At 66.9% G+C, this 21,739-nt stretch carries 18 protein-coding genes; 7 read left to right on the plus strand and 11 right to left on the minus strand.

Translation table 11 applies throughout. From position 1 onward, the window contains the following. The first annotated feature begins 233 nt into the window (after nucleotides 1-233). Complete coding sequence (locus AC4D6D_RS07605) at nucleotides 234-1,166, plus strand: enoyl-CoA hydratase/isomerase family protein (protein WP_491327136.1); 933 nt, start codon at nucleotides 234-236, stop codon at nucleotides 1,164-1,166. On the opposite strand, the gene AC4D6D_RS07610 is transcribed toward AC4D6D_RS07605, so the two are convergent. Genes AC4D6D_RS07610 through AC4D6D_RS07630 form a run of 5 tightly spaced genes read right to left on the minus strand, consistent with a single transcriptional unit; the run spans nucleotide 1,089 to nucleotide 6,797 of the window. Then, entirely contained in the window at nucleotides 1,089-2,519 is a 1,431-nt protein-coding gene (locus tag AC4D6D_RS07610) for an amidohydrolase family protein (protein ID WP_491327137.1), read from the minus strand. The genes AC4D6D_RS07605 and AC4D6D_RS07610 overlap by 78 nt on opposite strands. Next, entirely contained in the window at nucleotides 2,513-3,709 is a 1,197-nt protein-coding gene (locus tag AC4D6D_RS07615) for a CoA transferase (protein ID WP_491327138.1), read from the minus strand. Before AC4D6D_RS07615 ends, AC4D6D_RS07610 begins: the two co-directional genes overlap by 7 nt. After that, a complete protein-coding gene (locus AC4D6D_RS07620; RefSeq protein WP_491327139.1) occupies nucleotides 3,699-5,213 on the minus strand; it encodes a class I adenylate-forming enzyme family protein in 1,515 nt (504 codons plus the stop codon). Before AC4D6D_RS07620 ends, AC4D6D_RS07615 begins: the two co-directional genes overlap by 11 nt. Nucleotides 5,214-5,240: 27 nt before the next feature. Next, the gene (locus AC4D6D_RS07625) at nucleotides 5,241-5,531 is read right to left on the minus strand and encodes a hypothetical protein (protein ID WP_147220093.1); all 291 of its coding nucleotides are present in this window, start codon (nucleotides 5,529-5,531) and stop codon (nucleotides 5,241-5,243) included. Nucleotides 5,532-5,567: 36 nt separating this feature from the next. Then, nucleotides 5,568-6,797 (minus strand): CaiB/BaiF CoA transferase family protein, encoded by a 1,230-nt coding sequence (locus AC4D6D_RS07630; RefSeq protein WP_491327140.1) that lies wholly within the window; start codon nucleotides 6,795-6,797, stop codon nucleotides 5,568-5,570. Nucleotides 6,798-7,166: 369 nt separating this feature from the next. Here AC4D6D_RS07630 and AC4D6D_RS07635 point away from each other — a divergent pair, with 369 nt between their 5' ends. Beyond that, nucleotides 7,167-7,484, plus strand: coding sequence for a hypothetical protein (locus AC4D6D_RS07635; RefSeq protein ID WP_491327141.1), 318 nt, complete (start codon nucleotides 7,167-7,169; stop codon nucleotides 7,482-7,484). A gap of 66 nt (nucleotides 7,485-7,550) precedes the next feature. Here the strand turns inward: AC4D6D_RS07635 and AC4D6D_RS07640 are convergent, their stop codons facing one another. Together AC4D6D_RS07640 and AC4D6D_RS07645 are read right to left on the minus strand one after the other, a co-directional pair. Continuing rightward, nucleotides 7,551-8,039, minus strand: coding sequence for a MarR family winged helix-turn-helix transcriptional regulator (locus tag AC4D6D_RS07640; protein WP_491327142.1), 489 nt, complete (start codon nucleotides 8,037-8,039; stop codon nucleotides 7,551-7,553). A gap of 22 nt (nucleotides 8,040-8,061) precedes the next feature. Continuing rightward, nucleotides 8,062-9,315, minus strand: coding sequence for an acetyl-CoA C-acetyltransferase (locus tag AC4D6D_RS07645; RefSeq protein WP_491327143.1), 1,254 nt, complete (start codon nucleotides 9,313-9,315; stop codon nucleotides 8,062-8,064). Between the two features lie 251 nt (nucleotides 9,316-9,566). On the opposite strand from AC4D6D_RS07645, the gene AC4D6D_RS07650 reads away from it, so the two are divergent. Continuing rightward, on the plus strand, nucleotides 9,567-11,249 hold the full coding sequence (locus AC4D6D_RS07650) for an MFS transporter (protein WP_491327144.1): 1,683 nt from the start codon (nucleotides 9,567-9,569) through the stop codon (nucleotides 11,247-11,249). 34 nt (nucleotides 11,250-11,283) lie between these two features. After that, on the plus strand, nucleotides 11,284-12,324 hold the full coding sequence (locus AC4D6D_RS07655) for an NAD(P)H-dependent amine dehydrogenase family protein (RefSeq protein ID WP_491327145.1): 1,041 nt from the start codon (nucleotides 11,284-11,286) through the stop codon (nucleotides 12,322-12,324). On the opposite strand, the gene AC4D6D_RS07660 is transcribed toward AC4D6D_RS07655, so the two are convergent. The 3 genes from AC4D6D_RS07660 to AC4D6D_RS07670 form a co-directional block, all read right to left on the minus strand. After that, complete coding sequence (locus tag AC4D6D_RS07660) at nucleotides 12,321-14,672, minus strand: putative bifunctional diguanylate cyclase/phosphodiesterase (protein ID WP_491327146.1); 2,352 nt, start codon at nucleotides 14,670-14,672, stop codon at nucleotides 12,321-12,323. The genes AC4D6D_RS07655 and AC4D6D_RS07660 overlap by 4 nt on opposite strands. Nucleotides 14,673-14,776: 104 nt before the next feature. Next, nucleotides 14,777-16,600 carry a glutamine--fructose-6-phosphate transaminase (isomerizing) gene (gene glmS, locus AC4D6D_RS07665; RefSeq protein ID WP_491327147.1) on the minus strand — a complete coding sequence of 608 codons (1,824 nt, stop codon included), beginning with the start codon at nucleotides 16,598-16,600 and terminating at the stop codon, nucleotides 14,777-14,779. Nucleotides 16,601-16,734: 134 nt separating this feature from the next. Then, on the minus strand, nucleotides 16,735-17,583 hold the full coding sequence (locus AC4D6D_RS07670) for a TIGR00266 family protein (protein ID WP_491327148.1): 849 nt from the start codon (nucleotides 17,581-17,583) through the stop codon (nucleotides 16,735-16,737). Between the two features lie 237 nt (nucleotides 17,584-17,820). On the opposite strand from AC4D6D_RS07670, the gene AC4D6D_RS07675 reads away from it, so the two are divergent. Further along, nucleotides 17,821-18,495, plus strand: coding sequence for a tetratricopeptide repeat protein (locus tag AC4D6D_RS07675; protein ID WP_491327220.1), 675 nt, complete (start codon nucleotides 17,821-17,823; stop codon nucleotides 18,493-18,495). A 56-nt stretch (nucleotides 18,496-18,551) separates the two neighbouring features. Here the strand turns inward: AC4D6D_RS07675 and glmU are convergent, their stop codons facing one another. After that, on the minus strand, nucleotides 18,552-19,922 hold the full coding sequence (glmU, locus tag AC4D6D_RS07680) for a bifunctional UDP-N-acetylglucosamine diphosphorylase/glucosamine-1-phosphate N-acetyltransferase GlmU (protein ID WP_147220103.1): 1,371 nt from the start codon (nucleotides 19,920-19,922) through the stop codon (nucleotides 18,552-18,554). A 59-nt stretch (nucleotides 19,923-19,981) separates the two neighbouring features. On the opposite strand from glmU, the gene AC4D6D_RS07685 reads away from it, so the two are divergent. Both AC4D6D_RS07685 and AC4D6D_RS07690 read left to right on the plus strand, forming a co-directional pair. Then, nucleotides 19,982-20,674 (plus strand): HAD family hydrolase, encoded by a 693-nt coding sequence (locus tag AC4D6D_RS07685; RefSeq protein WP_491327149.1) that lies wholly within the window; start codon nucleotides 19,982-19,984, stop codon nucleotides 20,672-20,674. 89 nt (nucleotides 20,675-20,763) lie between these two features. Further along, nucleotides 20,764-21,642, plus strand: coding sequence for an isocitrate lyase/PEP mutase family protein (locus AC4D6D_RS07690; protein ID WP_491327150.1), 879 nt, complete (start codon nucleotides 20,764-20,766; stop codon nucleotides 21,640-21,642). Nucleotides 21,643-21,739 lie beyond the last annotated feature (97 nt).

The raw sequence follows: 21,739 nt of genomic DNA on the forward strand, positions 1-21,739 counted from the left end.
CTTGGGGGTGGTTATGGTGAACTCACTTCTCTCCGCGAGTCGGTCCTTAAAAACTGAGGCAGACTCGTTTTTTGCTAAGCTTGGTTATCATCAAGGCGATCGCGCATCAATAGGCTTCGCACATGCGATGAAGTGCGGTGGGCTGGCCACGGCGGGCCGCCCGGTCCATGCTCCGCCGAACAAGCGACAGATCCGAGGGAATGCGGGGCTTGATGATGCCGGAACATGCAATCTTGCGACTGCGCGACCTGAGCGATCCGGGGTCATTTCCGCAGGTGCCGGTGGCGTTCGTGGACCTTTCCGATGACGACGGCGAAACGATCCCTCTTGCGCTGCCGCCGTTTCCGGTGATCGCTCTGGGACCTTGCGATCATCCGCTGTCCGCGCGCCTCGACGCCGTGCTCGAACCGCGATTTACGCCTGAGGCGGTGTTTCGCTCGGTCTCTGCCCAGCCGCTTGCCGCGCGTGTGGTCACGCAGTTGCTGCGCATGGTGCCGCAGCTTTCGGACGAGGATGCGCTGAATGCCGAGTCGCTGGCCTATGCCGCCTTGCAGGGAAGCGAGGCGCACCGCCGCTGGATCGCGGCGCGGCCCCGTAGCGGGGCTGCGGCGGAAGGCCGGGTCCGCCTGCTGCGCGAAGACGACGTGCTGACCGTGACGCTGGACCGGCCCGAGGCGGGCAATGCCATCGACCGCGCGATGCGCGACGCGCTGCACGAGGCATTCGCGCTGGCCAATGCCGACACGTCGATCGTGCGAGTGATCCTGCGGGGCGAGGGCAGGACTTTCAGCCTCGGCGCCGAGCTTTCCGAATTCGGCACGACGACCGACCCGGCGACGGCCCATGCCATCCGCTGCGCCACGCTTCCCGCGCGGGAGGCGGTGCGCTGCGCGGCGCGTCTGGAAGTGCATGTCGACGGCGCCTGCGTCGGCGCCGGACTCGAACTGGCTGCTTTTGCCCGGCGGATCACGGCGACGCGGCGTTCCTGGTTCCAGCTTCCCGAGCTGGCCATGGGCATTTTTCCCGGCGCCGGGGGCTGCGTCTCGCTGAGCCGCCGGATCGGGCGCCAGCGGACCTTGCTGATGGTCTTAGGCGGTCGCCGCCTCGGTGCGCGCGAGGCGCTCGACTGGGGGCTGGTCGACGCGCTGGTGGATGACCCGGCCTGAAGCCACGGCGATCCGCACATCCCCGCTGTCCAGCCGCTCGCGGGCCTCGCGCCAGGGGCGGTTCAGCAGGCACAAGTCGGCCGGTTCGCCCAAGTCCACGCGGCGCTGCCGGGACAAGTCCAGCGGGTCGGCGAGGTAGAGGGCGAGGGCCTGTTCGGGCGTCAGCGCTTCCTGCGGCGTGAAGGCGACTCCCGCGCAGGTTCGGCGCCCCACGGCTGCACGCATGGCGGCCCAGGGATCGGTGCTGCCGTAAGGCGCGTCGCTGCCGCCTGCCAGCGTCAATCCCGCGTCCAGCAAGCTGCGCAGGCGATAGAGATCGGCATGGTGGCGTGCTTCGACTTCGGCCAGATAACGGTCCCCGCGTTCCGCAACGAACTGCGGCTGTACGCAGGCCTTGAGGCCGAGATCGGCCATGCGGAGGGCAAGGTCGGGCGAGACGATCGAGGCATGTTCGATGCGGTCGCCCTCCCGCGTTCCCGCCGTTTCGAGAAGCGCCAGCGAGAAGACCAGTTCGACTTCGGTGACGCAGTGGATCGCGACGCCGCGCGTCTGTTCGTGCGCGCGGGCGATCCAGCGGCAGGTTTCGTCGAAATCGGGCAGGGCGCTTTCGTGAAGGTGGAGCTTGGCGGGACCGAGGCGCCAGCCCTCCGGCGGTGCTTCCGCCAGCGACAATGCGCCTGCCAGCACGAGCGACTGCCGGAGTGCGCCCTCGGCGATCTGGCGGGCGAAATGCCGGGCGATCTGCGGTTCGTTAGCGGGCGACATGTCGGTCACGCCGGTCACGCCGCAGGCCGCGAGGCGCGCACTGGTCGCGGCGAAATCCGGCGGGGTGGCGGCAAGTGCCTGCTGCAACCAGCGATCCTCGTCGAACAGCCTGCCGGTGTAGCGCCCGTGCTCGCGTTCGAGACCCGGCGGCGGCGCGGCGCGGCCTAGCAGTTCGGCGAGCGCCGCCGAGTTCAGGAACCACATGCGGCCGGTGCGGTGCTGCACCCGCAACGGCCGGTGGGAGACGATGGCGTCCAGCATCCGCGCATCCGGCAGAGTGCCGCCGAGCAGGCTTTCGCAAAGGCCGATACCGCGCAGCCAATCGCTGCCGGGGCGGGTGAGCGCGGCGGCGAGATCGTCGCGGCTCGTCACGTGCGGCGGCCCGCAGGCGATCGAGGCGTCGCGCACGGCCAGCGCGGCAAGATGCAGGTGGTGATCGTGCAGGCCGGGAAGCAGCGCGCCGCCATGGGCCTCGATGACGGGTTTCCCCGGATGCGGCTCCAGCCTGCCGATGGCGGTCACGGTCCCCTGCTCGATGCGCATGTCGGCATGGCCATGCCCGTAGATATCGGCGTCGCGGATCAGCACGGCACGCTCTCTCCGAAATAGCGCCGGGTATCGATGCCGAAGGGGCGGACCGGGGCCGAGAGCTGGCGCCGGTCGATCTCGGGAAAGGGGCGGCCTGTGGATCGGCCCCAGGCGCGAAGTTCTCGTCCCAGCATTGCGGGATCGAAGCTGCGCTCCTCGGCGAGGGCCATCGCGGCGATCGCGCTCATCGACAGGCCGATGCGTTTCGCGGTGCCTTGGCGCAGCGCCCGAAGCACTTCGCGCGCGCCGACGATTCCGGTGAGCGGGTCGGCGATGGCGTCCCCGACATAGCCGATCTCGCCGGTCGCCTCGGCGAGCGCGCGGGACAGGCCCCCGGCGACGCCGCAATCGTTGCCGATGCCGACCCAGTTTGCCGCGTCCCCACGCGCGCCGTGTCCGGTGACCGAGAGCCAGACGAGCCCCGGAACCTCGCGCACCAGTGCCTGCGCATCGATTCCGAACTGGCGCAGCGCGCGCGGCCGGGCGCTTTCGATCACCACGTCGGCGCGGCGGATCAGTGCGACGAGTTGCTGCCGGTCTTCGGCGTCGTTGAGATCGACGAGCAGGCTGGCCTTGCCCTGGTTGAGGATATCGAACGTCGCCGGATCGTCGCGGCGGATCAGGTCTGGCCGCGTGCGGCTCTCGACTTTCACCACGTCCATGCCCGCCTGCCAGAGCAGGTGCCCGGCCAGCGGTCCCGCCCAGATCGCGGAGAGGTCCACGACGAGGCCACCGCCTTCGCGGCGCGCGCGGTGTTCCCCGCGTTCGAGCAATTCGATGGGGGCGCAGACCGGCGTTTCGTGGGCGCCGGCGACCGGCAGGCCGAGCAGGCGGCCGCGTTCGACAAGCTCGGCGCAAGGGTGTCGGAGCACGGCGGCGGCGATGGCGCTATCGTCGTGGATCGCGAGGTCGGCGTCGCCGAACAGGGCCGGGAGCAGTTCGCGGTCGACCTCGCGGATCAGGGTCAGCGCGAACCAGCCGCCGTCACGGGTGGGGAGCAGGCGACTGGCGCCGAGGCCTGCGGAAGTCCGCCCGCCGATGCGGTAGCCGCCATGGGCGCCGCGCTCGCCCAGCAAGGTCGCGCCAGCAAGGCGCGGAAGGCCGTGTTCGCGGGCGAGCGCCTCCAGTTGCCGATCGGCCCAGCGCGCCAGCGGGATCGCGGGCGGGGTGGTTTCCGCTTCAGCTCGCAAGGAGATCCTTGACCTTCCGCCGCAACAGCTTGCCCATTTCGTTGTAGGGCAGTTCGGCAAGGAAGACGATCTTCTCGGGCACGCGCGAGGAACGCAGGCGCGCCCGCACGAGATCCTTGAGATCCGGTTCGGCCGGGGCGGCATGGCCTTCGCGCAGGACCAGGGCGATGCCCACGGTCTCGCCCCATTCCACCGAAGGGATCGCGCAGGCGCAGGCATCGGCGATGGCGGGGTGGGTCAGCAGCACGTCCTCGATCTCGCCCGGCGACATGTTTTCCCCGCCGCGCACGATCACGTCGTCGGCGCGGCCTGACAGGAACAGGTAGCCGTGCTCGTCCCTGTAACCGGCATCGCGGGTGGGGAACCAGCCCTCGGCATCGAGCGCGCTCTTTTCCCTGTACTCGCCCGAGACCTGCTCGCCGCGCACGTAGATCTCGCCGGGCACTCCGGCGGGCAGGACTTCGCCGTTCTCGCCCCGGATCTCGATCTCGACGGTCGGGATCGGCTTGCCCAGCGAGGTCAGGCGGGCGCGGACGGCGGGATCGTCGGAAGCCAGTGCCGCGCGGTGATCCTCGGGGCCGAGCAAGGCCACGGTCGAGCTGGTTTCGGTCAGCCCATAGGCATTGGTGAACCCTGCCTGCGGGAACAGGTCCAGCGCCTTGAGGATCACTTCGAGCGGCATCTTGCCGCCACCATAGGCGATGGCACGCAGGCTGGATATGTCGGGTGAACCGACCCGTTCCATGGCCTCGACGATGCGCGAGAGCATGGTCGGCACGACGAAGGCGTTGGAGACTCGCTCCGTGCGCACCAGTTCCAGCCATCCCTCCGGCGAGAAGGCCGGCAGCATGACGATCGTGCGCAGGGCATAGATCGAGGAGAGCAGGGCCGAGATACCGGCAATGTGATAAGGCGGCACGACCACGAGCGCAGCGTCGGTTTCCTCTGCAGAACCGAACTCGACGGTGCCGAGGATGTAGCCCAGCAGGTTGGCGTGGCGCAGGATCGCGGCCTTCGGAGCGGCGGTGGTGCCGCTGGTGAAGAGCTGGATCGCCACGCCTCCCCCGGATTCATCGGCGCCGGGATCGTATTCGCGGGCATCCCCGGCGGGGACGGTCTCCTGCGCCTTGAGCGCGAAGTCCTCGCGGGCGAGCACGGTGTGATCCTGTTCTCCGGCAATACGGGTGATGCGCTCCTCGTCGCCGATCACGAGGGCCGGGGCGATGCGGCCGAGCAGGGCCGCCAGATCGGCGTCGGGCAGGCGGTAGTTGAGCGGGCAATAGGGCACCCCCGCCAGCGCCGCGCCGAACACCGCGATCACCGCCGCCTCGCTGCTTTCGTCGAGCAGGGCGACGTATTGGGCATCGCTTTGCCGGATCAGCTCGAAAGCGCCGCGGGCGGCGGCCAGCAGGTCGCCGTAAGTCCACCGCTTGCCTTCGCAGACGAGGGCGATGCGGTCGGGCGCGGCTTCCGCCGCCATTTCGAGAAGGAGGGCGATGTTCATCGGGTGCCTGGATGCTGCTGGGCCGGATCAGTCGGAGGCGGGGAGCGGCTTGGCGTCCTTGACGACCAGTGCCACGCCGTCGACCGCCAGCGATCCCTTGCCCGGTTTCACGCAGAGCAGTTCGTACTTGCCGTCGGCATCGACGTAGCGCTTGCCCATCAGCGTACCGGCGGAGAAATCGGCGGCGAGCGGCGCGGCATCGGCGGGCTTGGCCTCGCCCATTGGCGCGCCGCCGCATTCGATTGTCCCCTCGCCGCTACGGATTACCATGACTTCGGTATCGCAAGCCGCGCTTTTCAGACGGGTTCCTGGCTTCATTTTCCCAACTTCCTGTTCACTGTCTTCGAAGGACGCTCAGGCGATCGCGCCCTTGGTCTTGAGGTCCTCGATCCTGTCCCATTCGACGCCCAGTTCCATCAGCACGATCTCGGTGTGCTCCGAGGCCTGCGGCGAGCGGGTGGTTTCCAGCGCCTCGCCGTTCCACTGCACCGGGCCGCGCACCAGCTTGAGCGGCTCGCCGCCGTCCGCCGCCTCGACTTCGACGAGCAGGTCGTTGGCGAGCGCCTGTTCGTCGCCTGTCAGTTCGAGCAGGTTGAGGATCGGCGCCCACTGGCCCTTGAGCGTCTTCAGGTGCTCGCGCCAGTAGGCGAAAGGCTTGGCGGCGAAGGCTTCGACCAGAATGGCGCTGGCCGCCTGCGCGTTCTCGATCAGGCTGAGCACGTCCTGGAAGCGCGGATCGCCGGCAGCATCGGCGCGGCCGACGTGCTCGAAAGTATCGCGGATCAGGCCGGTCGGGCTGACCATGCACAAGTTGATCGTGCGTCCGTCCGAGGTCCAGAAATTGCCCATGAAGGGGTTCTTCGCGCTGCCGCCCGAAGTGGGCATGGAATTGCGCGAGACCACGCCGGTTTCCACCACTTGCGCGATATTGGCACCGGAGGCCCAGGCCGCGGTGCTCATCAGCGAGACGTCGAGTTCGGTGCCTTCGCCGGTCTTCTCGCGGTGATAGAGCGCGGCGGAGATGCCGCCGGCGATGAACATGCCGCCGATCGAATCGCCGAAGGCGGGCATGCCCTGCGACAGCGGGCCGGGCAGTTCGGGCGGAGTCATGCAATCGGCGATGCCGCTGCGCGACCAGAAGGCGGTGCCGTCGAAGCCGCCTTTTTCGCGCTCGGGTCCCTTGTTGCCCCAGGCGCTGCCGCGGGCATAGATGATCTTGGGATTGGCGGCGCGGATGTGCTCGACGTCGAAGCGGTTCTTCTGGCGCACCTGCGGCAGGTAGTTGGTGAGGAAGACATCGCACTGCGCGGCCAGTTCGTAGAGCAGTTCCTGGCCTTCCGTGGTCGAGAGGTCGATGCCGACGCTGCGCTTGCCCCGGTTGGGATGCTCGAACAAGGTATGGCGCAGTGGATCGAGCTGGACGCCGCCCATGTTGAGGAAGCCGCGCTGGGTATCGCCGCGCACCGGGTGCTCGATCTTGATGACGTCCGCGCCCCAGTCGGCCAGGATCGCTCCGGCCGCCGGCGTAAAGGTGAACTGCGCCACTTCGAGGACGCGCACGCCCTGCATCACCTTTGTCGACATCGTCCGCCTGTCCCCGCCTGTTGTGTTGTCATCGGTCTTCGCACCGAGCCTTGCTTGGCAGGATTTCCGGGCCTGCCGAGGTCTCGTTGGATGTGAGCGCAAAGGGCAGGGCTGACAAGGCACGCGCCATCGCGGGCACGATCATGCCGGGTCCAAGCCGCGCGATACGCTCCCGCGATCTTCGCTGCTGCCATGCCGCCCGGTGCCGGAGACCCGGATTTCCGCAGAGGCGATGGTTGCGTAAACTGTCGCGACTGATGTTAAAAACGCAATTGACTATACGTTCAGCAAAACCTAACCTAGGTTAGTAAATCGAGAAGCCGCGACGGCTCTTTCGAAAAGCCAACAAGATCATTTGGAGATGCCTGGATGAAGAAATTCGTTGCGCTCGCTGCCGCTGCTTCGGTTGCCTCGTTCGCCCTGGTTCCCGCCGCTTTCGCCGAAACCAGCCAGTCGGTTCAGGCCGTCACCGAAGCGGCCGCGGCGCCACTCGACCTGACCGCCGGCAAGATGCTCTACATGGGCAACGGTAGCCGCCTCGCGCCGATCTACCGCGTTGCCGCCGACGGCAATCCGCAGGTCATCCTCAACGGCCGCCTCGTCACCGTTCCGGCCGCCAGCCTCGCTGCCGTGGACGGCAAGCTCACCACCTCGCTGTCGAAGAAGGACATCGCTTCGGCGAAGTGAACTTCTTGCCGAGAACGAAAAAGGGCGGCTCCACGGGCCGCCCTTTTTCTTGCGCGTGAACCGGGATCAGCCCCGGCTGACGTTGTCGTAGATCCGGTTCATGTAGTCGCGAAGCTGCTCGACCTCGCTGTCCGAGAAACCGTGAAACATCTTCTCTTCGCCTTCGTCGGCGATCTTGCCGAGCTGGTCGAGCAGGGGACGGGCCGCATCGGTGAGATAGACCGCGCGGGCGCGCCGGTCGTCGGCGCGATCAAGGCGTTCGAGCAGCCCTTCGGCGCAGAGCCGGTCGATCAACCGGCCTGCCGAGGCTTCCGACATCTCCAGATATTCGGCGATCGTGCGCTGGGTCGAACCCGGATAGCGCGAGACCACGGCGATCATCGCCCACTGCGAGCGGGTGACGTTGAGGACGGCGACCTTGCGGTCGAAATTGTTGCGCTGGAGGCGGGAAATCACCGTCATCCGCAGGCCGACCTGCCGCCGGGTGCTGATCTCGCCGTCGCTCAGGGCCTCGCCCAGCCTGCCGGTCAGCTTGTCTTCCGCCTCGGTTGCCAACTCGATACTCCTTGGACTGCGTTCATACGCGTTCGATGACGATGGCCGGTGCCATGCCCCCCGCCGCGCACATGGTGACGAGGGCATAGCGCCCGCCGCTGCGCTCCAGCTCGTCGAGCGCGGTGCCGATAAGGATGGCCCCGGTTCCCCCGACGGGATGGCCGAGCGCGATCGCGCCGCCGTTCGGATTGACCTTCGCGCGGTCGAGGTCAAGGTCGCGGATGAACTTCTCGACGACGACGGCGAAAGCCTCGTTCACTTCCCAGACGTCGATCTGGTCCCTGGTCAGCCCGGCCCTGGCGAGGACCTTCTTCGCTGCCGGAACCGGGCCGTTGAGCATCAGGGTGGGGCAGTCCCCGGTCTCGGCCATCGCGACGATGCGGGCGCGGGGTTTCAGCCCGTGCCTTTCGGCATAGTCCTTCGAGGCAAGCAGGATCGCCGAGGCGCCGTCGACGACGCCCGAGGAAATCCCGGCGTGGTGGATCGGCTTGACGTCGAGGTCCGGATAGACCTGGTGGACGAGTTCGAGATAGGTCTTGCCGCCGGGCGCCGAGGGCATGTCGAAAAGCATCTCGAAGGCGGGCTTGAGCTGGGCGAGGCCTTCCGCCGTCGTATCCGGGCGGGGATATTCCTCGTGGTCGAGGATCACGTTGCCCGCCTCGTCCTTCACGACGATCGTAGACCTGTCGAAGCGGCCTTCGGCGATGGCGCGGGCGGCGCGGCGCTGGCTCTCGACGCCGAGCGCTTCCAGTTCGGCGCGGGTGATGCCTTCCATCGCCGCGATCGCGTCGGCGGCGACGCCCTGGTTGGTCTGTGGATGCCTGGCCTGAAGACGCGGATTGCCCGCGCCCATGCCCGCGCTGCCGAGACCCGCTTCGCGCATCTTCATGCCATGGGCATTGGCATAGGAAAGCATGTCCATCCCGCCCGCGATCATCAGGTCGGACATGCCGGACAGGATCATCGCCGAGGCGAGGCTGGTTGCGGTCAGGCTGGAGCCGCAGAAGCGGTTGAGCGTGACGCCGCCTGCTTTCACGTCATAGCCCGCGTCCAGTGCGGCCATGCGGCCGATGTCGCCGCCTTGCAGGCCGATCGCGGCGGACACGCCCCAGATCACATCGTCGACATCGGCGGTGTCGAAGCGGTTGCGCTCCTTCAGCGCGGCGAGCACGGCGGCGGAGAGATGCTCCGGATGCAGGGCGGAGAGGGCACCCTTGCCCATCTTGCCGATGCCGCGCGGCGTGCGGACGGTGTCGATGATATAGGCCTCGGTCACGGTCAGCTCTCCTCCTGGTCCCGGCCGGAAAGCGCTTCGCGCGCGGCACCCGGCATTCTTTGTCCGGGGTCATGCTGGCGCACCTGGGCAAATGCAATCGGAGGTCCGTTTCCTATCGCCTTGGCGATTGCTTTCAGGTGAAAGCATATCGCGGGGGCGGGGCCTCGGTCAATCGCGGGCGGCGCGCTTGACGATCCCGGGACGGGCGCCATCATCCCTTGCGAAAAGGCAATGAGAGAGGGGATGGCGGAGTGAAACGCGGGGAGCCGTCCGGCGAAACGTTCGTACCCCGACCGCCGGAAGGCGGTGCCTTTGCACCGCTGCGCGAGCCGACGTTCCGACGGATCTGGACAGCCAGCCTGTTCTCGAACTTCGGACAGCTCTTCCTCGGTGTCGGTGCGGCTTGGGAGATGACCCGGCTCAGTTCTTCGCCCAGCATGGTCGCGCTGGTGCAGTCGGCGCTGATGCTGCCGCTGGTGCTGGTGACACTTCCCGCCGGGGCGATAGCCGACATGTTCGATCGCCGCCGCATCGCCATGACCGGCTTGACCTTCAGCGCGATCTGCGCGGCGGTGCTGGCGGGCATCGCCTTCCTGGGCCTCGTCACGCCTTGGCTGCTGTTGGCTTTCTGCGTACTGATCGGCGGCGGCGTCGCGCTCTATTCGCCTTCGTGGCAGGCCTCGATCCCGGAACAGGTCTCTCGCGAGCACCTTCCTGCCGCCGTGGCGTTGGGCACGATCAGCTACAATCTTGCGCGCAGCTTCGGTCCGGCACTGGGTGGGCTGATCGTGGTGATCTACGGGGCGAAGGCCGTGTTCGGCATGACTGCGCTGCTCTATCTGCCGCTGCTCTTCGCCTTCTTCTTCTGGCGGCGGCGCCATACCCCCTCGCGGCTGCCGCCCGAGCGCATGGACCGCGCGATCGTCGGCGGGGTTCGCTATGCACTCCACGCTCCGGCGATCCGCACGGCGCTGGTACGGGTGCTCGTCTTCGGACTGAGCACGGCGACCGCTTCCGCCCTGGCACCGCTGATCGCGCGCGACCTGCTGCACGGCGATGCCTCCACGTTCGGCGTGCTGCTAGGCGCGCAGGGTGTCGGCGCCGTGACCGGCGCGCTCTTCGTCAGCCGGATCCGCGAGGCGATCCCGACCGAGCTGGCCTTGCGGATATTCGCAGTCGGTACGGGCCTCGCGCTCGTCACGATCGGGATGAGCCACGCGATCGTCCTGACTTGCGGGGCCTTCCTGGTGGTCGGCGCCTGCAATATCCTGACCATCGCGATGTTCAACGTGACCGTGCAGCTTTCGGCGCCGCGCTGGGTGACGGCGCGGGCGCTTTCGCTGTTTTCCTCGGCGATCACCGCCGGGATCGGGCTGGGCGCCTGGGGCTGGGGGGAAGTGGCGGCGGGCCGGAGCGTGGCCTTCGCGCTCGTGGCCTCGGGTATCGCGGTTGGCGCGACGGCGCTGCTCGGCCTGCTCCTTCCGGTCGGGCGCGACGAGAGTGATACCGCCGAAGTTGCGCTCGGTCACGAACCGGCGGTCGGCATGGCACTGACCTTGCGTTCCGGACCGGTGGTGATCGAGGTGGATTACGAGGTCGATCCCGGAGAGGCGCGGGATTTCTACGCGGTGATGATGAAAATGCAGTCGATGCGCAAACGCAACGGCGGCTTCGAATGGTCGCTTGCGCGCGATATCGCCGATCCCGCGCTCTGGACCGAGCGTTACCATTGCCCGACCTGGGGCGACTACTTGCGCCTGCGCGACCGCTTCACCCAGGCCGATATCGAGATCCAGAAGGAGGCGGACAGGTTCAACCGCCTGCATCACGCCGGTCGTGTTCGCCGCCGCCTCGAACGGCCTTTCGGTTCGGTGCGGTGGAAGGCCGATTCGCTCGATCCACGGCAGGAGACCGTGAGCTGGATGACGCCCTGAGCGATCGTGAATGGACGAACCTGGGAGAAAGACGATGGCGGAAGACCGGACCTGGCGGGTGATCCAGTGGGCGACGGGCAATGTCGGCAGCCGCGCCTTGCGCACGGTGATCGAGCATCCGCGCATGGATCTCGTCGGACTCTGGGTGCGTTCGCCCGAAAAATTCGGCAAGGACGCGGGCGAACTTTGCGGCTTGCCGCCGACGGGGGTGACGGCAAGCGGGTCGCTGAAGGAGATGCTCGCGCTCGATGCCGACTGCGTGCTCTACATGCGGCAGGGCGCCGACTTCGACGAGATCTGTGCCTTGCTGGCGTCCGGCAAGAACGTCGTCACCACGCGGGGCGATTTCCACCATCCGGCGCGGATGGATCCCGCGCTCCGCGAACGGGTGGAGGCCGCCTGCCGGGCGGGGAATGCCTCGATCTACAGCACCGGCTCCAGTCCGGGCTTCGTGACCGAAGCACTGGTAATTCCGCTGCTGTCGCTCCAGCGCGCGCACGGGCTGCTCACCATCGACGAATATGCCGACGTCTCCAGCCGCAACTCACCGGAAATGCTGTTTCAGGTCATGGGCTTCGGCGCCCCGATGGCGCCCTTCGACCAGCGCCGGGCCGAGCACCTCAAGGGCGATTTCGGCAGTTCGCTCTCGCAGATCGCGGATGCCGTCGGGCTTGAAGTGGACGCGATCGAGGCGCTGGGCGAACTCTCGCCGACGCGGCGCGAAGTGACGATCGCCGCGGGCACGGTGGCGGCCGGGACGGTGGGGGCGATGCGCACCACGATCACCTGCAAGAGCGGCGGCCGTCCGGTCCTGCGCTTCCGGGCCAACTGGTACGTGACCCAGGATATCGAGCACGACTGGGACTTGCGGGAATCCGGCTGGCGGATCGTCACCGAGGGGGACACGCCGGTGAAGGTGGACGTGACTTTTCCGGTCTCGGAGGAGGACTACGCGGCCTATACGCCGGGCCTTACCGCGCACCGGCCGGTCAACGCCATTCCCGCCGTCTGCGCCGCGCCGCCGGGTATCCGCACGACGGTCGACCTGCCGCAGGTTCTGCCGATCTTCAGTTAAAGCGCTGAAAAGGCGTGGTTGCGAAACAGCGCGAGCGCGTCTTTCGCGGTCATCGGGCGGCCGTAGTAGTAGCCCTGGATCTTTCGGCAGCCGAGCTTGCGGACCATTTCGACTTCCTTCTCGGTCTCGGTGCCCTCGGCGGTCGTGGACATGCCGAGACTGTCGGCCATGGCCACGACGGCGCGGACGATCGCCAGGCTTTCCGCATTGCCGGTGGCCGCGCCCTGCACGAAGGAGCGGTCGATCTTGATGGTCGAGAAGCGCAGCTTGCGCAGATAGCCGAGCGAGGAATAGCCGGTGCCGAAATCGTCTAGCGCCACCTTGCAGCCCAGCGCCATGATCTTCTCCAGCGCCGAGCGGGCGAGGGTAGCGTCGCGCAGGAAGATGCTTTCGGTCACTTCCAGTTCGAGTCGCGCGGCGGGCAGCCCGCTCTCGGTGAGGGCGGAGACGACGCCGGTGACGAAGTTCGGATCGAGCAGTTGCTCGCCCGAGACATTGGCGGCGACCCGCACATGCTCGGGCCAGTTCATCGCTTCGCGGCAGGCCTCGCGCAGCACCCATTCGCCGATCGGGACGATCAGCCGGGTATCCTCGGCCAGCGGGATGAACTTCGCCGGGCTGACGGCGCCGTGCTCGGCGCTGTTCCAGCGCAGCAGTGCCTCGAAGCTGACAACGGTCTCGTTCCGGGCATCGACGACCGGCTGGAAATGCAGCGTGAATTCCTTGCGCTCCAGCGCGGTGCGCATCGCCGATTCCAGTTTGCGCTGCTCCTCGGCGTGGGCGTGGAGGGCGGGTTCATAAGAGAAGTGCGTGTTGCCGCCTTCGTCCTTGGAGCGGTAGAGCGCGAGGTCGGCGTTGCGCATCAGCGTTTCCACCGCCTCGCCGTCGCGCGGGCCGATGGCCGAGCCGATCGAGGCGCCGACGAAAAGCGTATGGTTGTCGATCTCGTAGGCCTGCGACAGGCTCTGGATCACCCGCTGGGCCACGCGTTCGACATAGCCGAGGTCGGAGGCATCGCGGATGACGATGGCGAATTCGTCGCCGCCGAGACGCCCGCAGACTTCGCGCTCGGTCATCTGCTCCTTGAGCCGCTCGGCCACGCGGGCGAGCAACTGGTCGCCGACATGGTGGCCGAGCGTGTCGTTGACAGCCTTGAAGCGGTCGAGATCGATCATCAGGAAGGCGCAGCGTAGGCGCCACTGCGCGGCATGGGACAGCGCTTCGCCCAGCGCCTCGCCCAGCATCAGCCGGTTGGGCATGCCGGTAAGCGGATCGTAACGGGCGAGCCAGGCGATCTTGTCGGAATTCTCCCGCGCCTCGGTGACGTCGGAGCCGACGCCGCGAAAGCCGTCGAACTGGCCGTTCTCGTCGATCTGCGGGGTGCCGGACAGTTCCCACCAGCGCGGCTTGCCGCCGATGGTGACGCGGACCAGCAGGTTGGAGAAGCTCTCGCGGCGCTTGAGGCGTTCGGCAAGGTCGTGGAGACTGGCGGGGAAATCGCCCGTTTCCCAGTCCGCGCCGGCGATGAGCCGGAGAAACGACATACCTTCGATCTCGGGTGCCTGCTTGCCGAGCGCGAAAGCGAAGCGGGGGGAGACGGCGCGGACGCGGCGGGCAGGGTCGATCTGCCAGAGCCAGTCGGCCTCGCCGTCCTCGAACTCACGCAGGAGCAGCGAGACCACTTCGTCCCGCTCGACCATGCCCGCTTCGGCGACTTTGCCGATCAGGAACTGCCGCGCGGACTGGATGGTCCCCGCCAAGACGACGGCGATGAAGGCCGAGGCGACGAGCGCCATGTCGAACAGGCCGAGAAGCAGGAAGCAGAGGATCGCCGAGCCGCCGACGAGAGCGGTGAAGACCAGCGTACCCATCGGCAAGCCGGGGATCAGCACGGCGAAAGCCGTCATCAGCATCGCGAGGACGGCCCAGAGTTTGATCTGGATTTGCGCATCGAGGAACGGCCCGAAGCCGCAGACCGGGATCGACCAGACCAGACCCTTCGCCAGAGTGGCGGCGAGGTAGGAGCGGGTCTCGCCGGGGTGCAGGATCCGGCCTTCGGTGCCGGAAATGGCGCGGTCAATGCGCGTGCCGTACCAGGTGGCTGCACAGACCAGCGCGGCCCAGCCCAGCACGAGCACCGGATCGAGGCGGGGAACCAGCAAGCCGCACGCAGCCAGCATTGCCGCCAGTTGCGTGACCGCGCGCGCGACGGGCGCCCGGCCGAGGGAGGAGTATTGGATGCCGCGCAGGCGCGCCCAGTCTCCTTCCGCCGGCTGGCTCAGCCCGAGGATCGCGGAGACCGGCAGCTCCTGCGGGAGCGGTTGAATGGCGTGCGGCCGCTTTCTCACATTTCAGGGCTTACCGAGCGAAGGGTTATCGCCCGGTAAACCATAGGGCATTTCCGCGATGGGAGGAAACACCCCTGCGACGGAAGAAAACCGCCGATACGGTGCTATTCGACCGTGACGCTCTTGGCGAGGTTGCGCGGCTGGTCCACGTCGGTGCCCTTCACGCAGGCGACGTGATAGGCAAGCAGTTGCACCGGCACGGCATAGACCAGCGGCGCGATCAGCGGATGGACACGCGGCATTTCGATGGTGGCGATGCAGCCTTCGCCCGCCTCGGCAATGCCTTCGGCGTCGGAGATCAGCACGACCTTGCCGCCGCGTGCGCGCACTTCCTGCATGTTGCTGACGGTCTTTTCGAACAGCGGGCCGGAAGGGGCAAGGACGATCACCGGCACCGCCTCGTCGATCAGCGCGATGGGGCCGTGCTTCATCTCGCCCGAGGCATAGCCTTCGGCATGGATGTAGCTGATTTCCTTCAGCTTCAGCGCGCCTTCGAGGGCCAGCGGATAGTCCGGGCCGCGGCCGAGGTAGAGCACGTCGCGGGCAGGGGCAATGAGGTGCGCCATCGCCGCGATCTCTTCGTCGAAAGCGAGCGCGGCGTTGAGGCTGGCAGGCGTCTGGAGCAGGTGCTGGACGATCTCGGTTTCCTCGGCCCGGTCCATGCGCCCGCGCTTGACCGCGAGATGCGCCGCGAGCGCTGCCAGCACGGCCAGCTGGCACGAGAAGGCCTTGGTGGAGGCGACGCCGATTTCCGGCCCGGCGTGGGTGGGCAGCAGCAGATCCGCCTCGCGCGCCATCGTGCTGGTGGGCACGTTGACTACGACGGCGATGGTTTGCCCGGCCGCCTTGCAGTGCTTGAGTGCGGCGAGCGTGTCCGCCGTCTCGCCCGACTGTGAGATGAACAGGGCCAGGCCGCCCGGCTCCAGCACCGGATCGCGGTAGCGGAACTCCGAAGCCACATCGATGTCGACCGGCAGGCGGGCGAAGGTCTCGATCCAGTACTTCGCAACCATGCCCGCGTAGAAGCTGGTGCCGCAGGCGACGATGGTGATGCGCTTGATCGCCGAAAGGTCGAAATCGATCTGCGGCAGGGCGACGGACTGGTCCACCTGGTGGATGTAGCTGCGCAGGGTCTGCGCCACCACGGTCGGCTGCTCGAAGATCTCCTTCTGCATGAAGTGGCGGTAATTGCCCTTCTCGATGGCGACCGCCGAGGCGCCGGAAGACACGATCTCGCGCTCCACCGGGTTGTTGTCCGCATCGAAGACCCGCGCGCCGTCGTGGGTGATGACCACCCAGTCGCCTTCCTCAAGGTAGGAAATGCGCTGCGTCAGCGGGGCGAGGGCGAGGGCGTCCGAGCCGAGGTAGGTCTCGCCCTCGCCATAGCCGACGACCAGCGGGGAGCCGAGGCGCGCGCCGATCAGGCGGTCAGGGTGCTGGCGGAAGGCGATGGCGAGCGCAAAGGCGCCGCGCAGCTGCGGGAGGACCACCTTCACCGCCTCTTCCGGCGAAAGCCCGGCCTCGACCTGCTCGGACACGAGGTGGGCGACCACTTCGGTATCGGTCTGGCTCTCGAAAGTGCGGCCGCGCGATTCGAGGGCTTCGCGCAGCGGCTTGAAGTTCTCGATGATACCGTTGTGGACCAACGCGAGTTGCTTGGTCGCGTGCGGGTGGGCATTGGCGGCGGTGGGGGCGCCGTGGGTAGCCCAGCGGGTGTGGGCGATGCCGATCAGGCCCGGCGCGGGATCGTGGGCGAGTTCGTTCACGAGGTTGACCAGCTTGCCCTGCGCGCGGCGGCGGATCAGCTGGCCGTTCTCGACCGTGCAGACGCCCGCGCTGTCATAGCCGCGATATTCCATGCGGCGGAGGCCGTCGACGAGCCGATCCGCGACCTGTTCCTTGCCGACGATGCCGATGATTCCACACATGCGCTTGAGATACCCTGGTTCGAGCCGAAACTGCCTTGCCGTTACACCGATAATGGTTGGCGTTTGGTGGCGCCACCATGAAGGCTTGGTAATGTGTGCAAAGTGGATGGGTTATCGGATGTAATCCGAACCGCTCAGTCGTCCCCGCTGAGCAGGGCACCGATACCCCCGACAGCGCCGAGGCCGAGCAATGTGCTCTCGCCGCGGTTCTGCCCGCCATAGGGCACGGCGGCGGCCATCATCCGTCCGGCGAGGCGCGAGAAGGGCAGGGACTGGATCCAGACTTTGCCCGGACCGCGCAGGCGCGCGAAGAACACGCCTTCGCCGCCGAAGATCATCGACTTGACCGAGCCCGCGCGCACCACGTCGAAGTCGATGCACGATGTGAAGGCGGCGACGCAGCCGGTGTCGATGTGGAGTTCCTCGCCCGGCGCCAGCGTCTTTTCGATCACGGTGCCGCCCATCTGCACGAAAACCCAGCCGTCGCCTTCGAGGCGCTGCATGATGAAGCCTTCGCCGCCGAACAGGCCGGTCATGATCTTCTGCTGGAAGTGCACGCCGATCGAGACACCGCGCGCGGCGCAGAGGAAGGCGTCCTTCTGGCAGATCAGGCGGCCGTCCACGTCATCGAGCTTGATCGGCACGATGGAGCCGGGGATCGGTGCGGCAAAGGCAACTCGCGCCTTACCGCGTCCTTCGTGCGTGAACACGGTGGTGAACAGGCTCTCGCCGGTGACGAGCCGCTTACCCGCGCCCAGCAGCTTGCCCATGAAGCCCCCGCCCTGCTGCTCGGAACCGTCGCCGAATACGGTGGACATGGCGATGGAGGAATCCTTCCAGACCATCGCGCCAGCTTCCGCCACCGCGCTTTCGCCCGGGTCCAGCTCGATCTCGACGAACTGGAGTTCCGCGCCCTTGATCTCGAAATCGACATCGTCGGCGATCGCGGAATTGCGGCTGTGGCTCCAGGGGTTGTTCGGCATGGATACTCCGGTGAACGAGAAAGATTCCGTGCCTGCTATCTGGGTTTCGTGAAAGTTCTTGTCAAACCGCGCTCGTCGGATAGTCTGGCCCCTTCGACGAACACTGTTCCGACGAAAATCGCCCGGCAAATACCCTATGGGGTCACGACTGGGGCGTGATCGGTGTTCCTGGAGAGGATAACACCGATGAACTTTATCAAGAGGTCGGTTTCATTTGCTTTTATCGGGTTGGCTGGAGTGGCTTGCTCCGGACCCGCTTTCGCGCGCGACATTGGCGGCGGTGCGGTTGTGAACACCGCGCTCCATGTCGAGAGCCGCAATGAGGCGAGCAAGGGCGACGTCAGCAAGGGCTTCGCGCTGATCCGCGCGGGCAAGCCCGCGCAGGCGGTCAAGATGTTCGATGCGGTGATACTTGCCAGCGAACAGGCGCTGGGCGGCGACGCCCGTCCGCGTCTCTGCCAGTCGGGCGGCGCCGAGGCACCGATCGCGGCCGGCAAGGCGGTGGCGGTCAGCAGTGACGTTTGTGATGCACATTTCGGCAAGGGCTATGCGCTCGTCGATCTCGGGCGGGGCGACCTTGCCGAGGCCGAACTGCGCCGCGCCACCGAACTCGCGCCGGACAATGCGCATTTCGCCAACGAATATGCCGAACTGTTCAAGTCGCGCCGGGAATGGCAGCGTTCCTACGATCTCTTCGCCCATGCCTGGGCGATCGTCGACAAGAACACTTCGGGCGAGGACGCCAAGGTCGCGGCGCGGGCGCTGCGCGGCATGGGCTATACCCGAATCGAGATGGGCCGGCTCGACGATGCGGCGAAGCTGTTCCGCGAGTCGCTCGACTACGATCCGAGCAACGTCGGCGCCAAGACCGAACTGGATTTCATCGCGCAGAAGCAGGCTATCGGCGCCTGATTTCGGTAAGTTCGTCAGGGAGGATGGGCGGTCCGTGAGGACCGCCCGTTTTCGTATCACTTGGCCGACTTCTCGGCCTTTTTCTTCTTCATCGCGTCGTGGAAGCGGTCGGCCCAGCCGGGCTTTACCAGTTGCTCGCCGCGCACGAGGCGAAGTTCGCCGTCTGCCACGTCGCGGGTGACGGTGCTGCCCGCCGCGACGATGGCGTCGGCGCCGATCTTCACCGGGGCGACGAGGGCACTGTTCGAGCCGATGAAGGCGCGCTCGCCGATCACCGTGCGGTGCTTGAAGTAGCCGTCGTAATTGCAGGTGATCGTGCCCGCGCCGAGGTTGGCCTTGGCGCCGACCGTCGCATCGCCGACGTAAGAGAGGTGATTGGCCTTGGCGCCTTCGCCCAGTTCCGCGTTCTTAACTTCGACGAAGTTGCCGACTTTCGAACCCTTGCGCAGCACCGCACCGGGGCGCAGGCGGGCATAGGGACCGATGGCCACGCCGCTTTCCAGCGTCGCGCCTTCAAGGTGCGAGAAAGCGTGGATGACGACGCCGTCCGCCACGGTCACGCCCGGCGCGAAGACGACGTTCGGCTCGATGGTGACATCTCGGCCCAGCTTCGTATCCCAGGCGAAGAACACGGTTTCGGGGGCGATCAGCGTCACGCCGTCGGCCATCGCCGTCACGCGGCGCTTCGCCTGCCAGCGCGCTTCGGCCTCGGCCAGTTCTCCGCGGCTGTTGATGCCGCCCACTTCGTCCGGATCGGGCGTGACGATCACCGCGCAGGGGCGCCCTTCGAGCGTCGCCACATTGACGATATCGACGAGGTAATATTCGCCTTGCGCATTGTCGTTGCCGACGCGGGCGAGCAGGTCGAACAGGTCGGCCGACTTCACAGCCATCAGACCGGAATTGCAGAGTCGGCAGGCGCGCTGTTCCTCGGTGGCGTCCTTGTATTCGACCATCATCGCGATGCGCCCGTCATCGTGGGCGAGCACGCGGCCGTACTGGAGCGGATCCTCCGGCTCGAACCCGAGCACGACCACCGCAGGCGAATCGTCGGCATGAAGTCGGTCGATCATCGCGCGCATCGTGTCGGTGCCGACGAACGGCACGTCGCCGTAGAGAATCAGCACGTCGCCCGCGAATCCGGAAAGCGCGCCTTCCGCCTGCTGCACCGCATGTCCGGTGCCCAGCTGCGGTTCCTGCACGGCGATCGCGGCGCGGCTGCCGAGGGCTTTCTCAAGCTGCTCGCGGCCATGTCCTGCCACCACGACCTGCCGCTCCGGCGCCAGCGCGGCTGCACTTTCCAGCAGGTGCTCCAGCATCGGGCGGCCGGCTATGGGGTGGAGAACCTTGTGCAGGTCACTCTTCATGCGGGTGCCCTTGCCTGCGGCGAGGACGACGATTGCGAGAGGCGTGGAATGTTCGACCATGTGCATCACTTGCCAGCAAATTGTTGCGGTTTCCACCGCGGGAAGCCACTGAGAAGAGGATGACAGATTTTCCCTTCGACATCGTCGGCTTCGACCTGGATGGAACCCTGCTGGATTCGCTCGGCGATCTGGGTGTGGCGCTCAACCACGCCCTCTCGCTGGAGGGACGCCCGCCGATCCCGAGAGACTCGGTGCGCGATCTTGTCGGCGGCGGCGCCAAGAAGATGCTGGCCAAGGGGCTGGACGTCACCGGCGGTCCGGTCTCGGACGAACGGCTGAACGAACTGCACTTGGCACTGATCGACTTCTACAGCGACCATATCGCCGTGGAGACGAAGCTCTATCCGGGCGGCGAGGCGATGCTTCAGGGCCTCGCGGCGCGCGGCGTGAAGATCGCCGTCGTTACCAACAAGCTGGAACGGCTCGCGGTAAAGATCTTCGCGGAAATGGGCCTTTCGCATCACTTCTTCACGGTGATCGGCGGCGATACGCTCGGACCGGGCCGGGCCAAGCCGAAGCCGGACCTGATCGAACTGATGCTGGAGCGGGCCGGTGGCGGACGGGCGGCCTTCGTCGGAGACACCACTTACGATACCGGAGCGGCAGCAGCGGCGGGGATTCCCTGCGTCGCGGTAAGCTTCGGTTTCAACGATCGCGCGCCGCACGAACTCGGCGCGACGGCGGTGATCGACCACTTCGACGAACTCATCCCCGCTCTCGAACGCATCGGCGCGGAAGCCGAGACGGCCTGATCGCAACGCCCCGCCGATAAGCGCAAGGCCCGCTTGTCCCACCTCGGCAATCGTGCGAGCCCCGCTGGGACAGGAGCGGGAGAAACGCGATGCCGACGCCGGGTGAGAAATTGCGCGCGCTGATCAAGAACGGCGAGCACTTTGTCGCCGCCGAAGCCTATTCGGCGCTGACCGGGCGGATCGTCGAGCATGTCGGCTTCAAGGCGGCCTATCTCGGCGGACACGCCTGCTCGGCCTTCCACTACGCGGTCCCGGACAATGGCGTGTTCAGTCAGGTCGAGATGATCGAGCAGTCCGCGCGGATTGCGCAAGCGATCGACATCCCGCTGATCGTCGACGCTGACACTCTGGGTGAGACCGTGGCCGACGCCTACCACTTCACCCGCCGCTACGTCGCTGCCGGGATCGCCGGATACCACGTCGAGGACGAGGTGAATCCCAAGCACTCCAAACACGTAAACGGCCTCTGCGCGATCGAGGACATGCAACTGCGCATCGAGGCGGGGGTGAAGGCCCGGGGCGATTCCGGCCTCGTCGTAATCGCGCGCTGCGACGAACTCTACACCAGCGCCAACGGCGGCGGTGGCACCGGCTCGGTCGAGGAAGCGATCCGGCGCGGCAAAGCCTATGCCGAGGCAGGCGCAGATGCGATCGTCTTCGCCAGCGCGCCGCCCGAGCAGCAGGCCGAAGTCATCCCGCACATGCCGATCCCGGTTTGTACCCTGGGCTTCAACCTGCCGGACACCGCCTTCACGCTCTCGACGGCATGGGGCTGGGTCTCCGCGGCGGTCGGCCACCTCGCCATGGCCCGCGAATTGATGGAAACCGGCGCGGTGAAAAGCGCGATGATGGCTTTCACCAACTTTCCCGAGAAGTACGATCTGATCGACCAGAAGCTCTACGACGATCTGATCGTGGAATGGGCGGAGCGGACGGGGAGGCCTGTGAGGGGCAATCATGCGAGATAGAAAGAAGAGAGAAGTCCTGGGGGATGATCCCCCAGACCCTCGGAATTGGCGACGTTGCGCGCCACTATCGGTCGCGCGCTCCCTGCGGCGCAGCCAA

It is taken from the genome of Novosphingobium sp. BF6, from assembly GCF_058273105.1.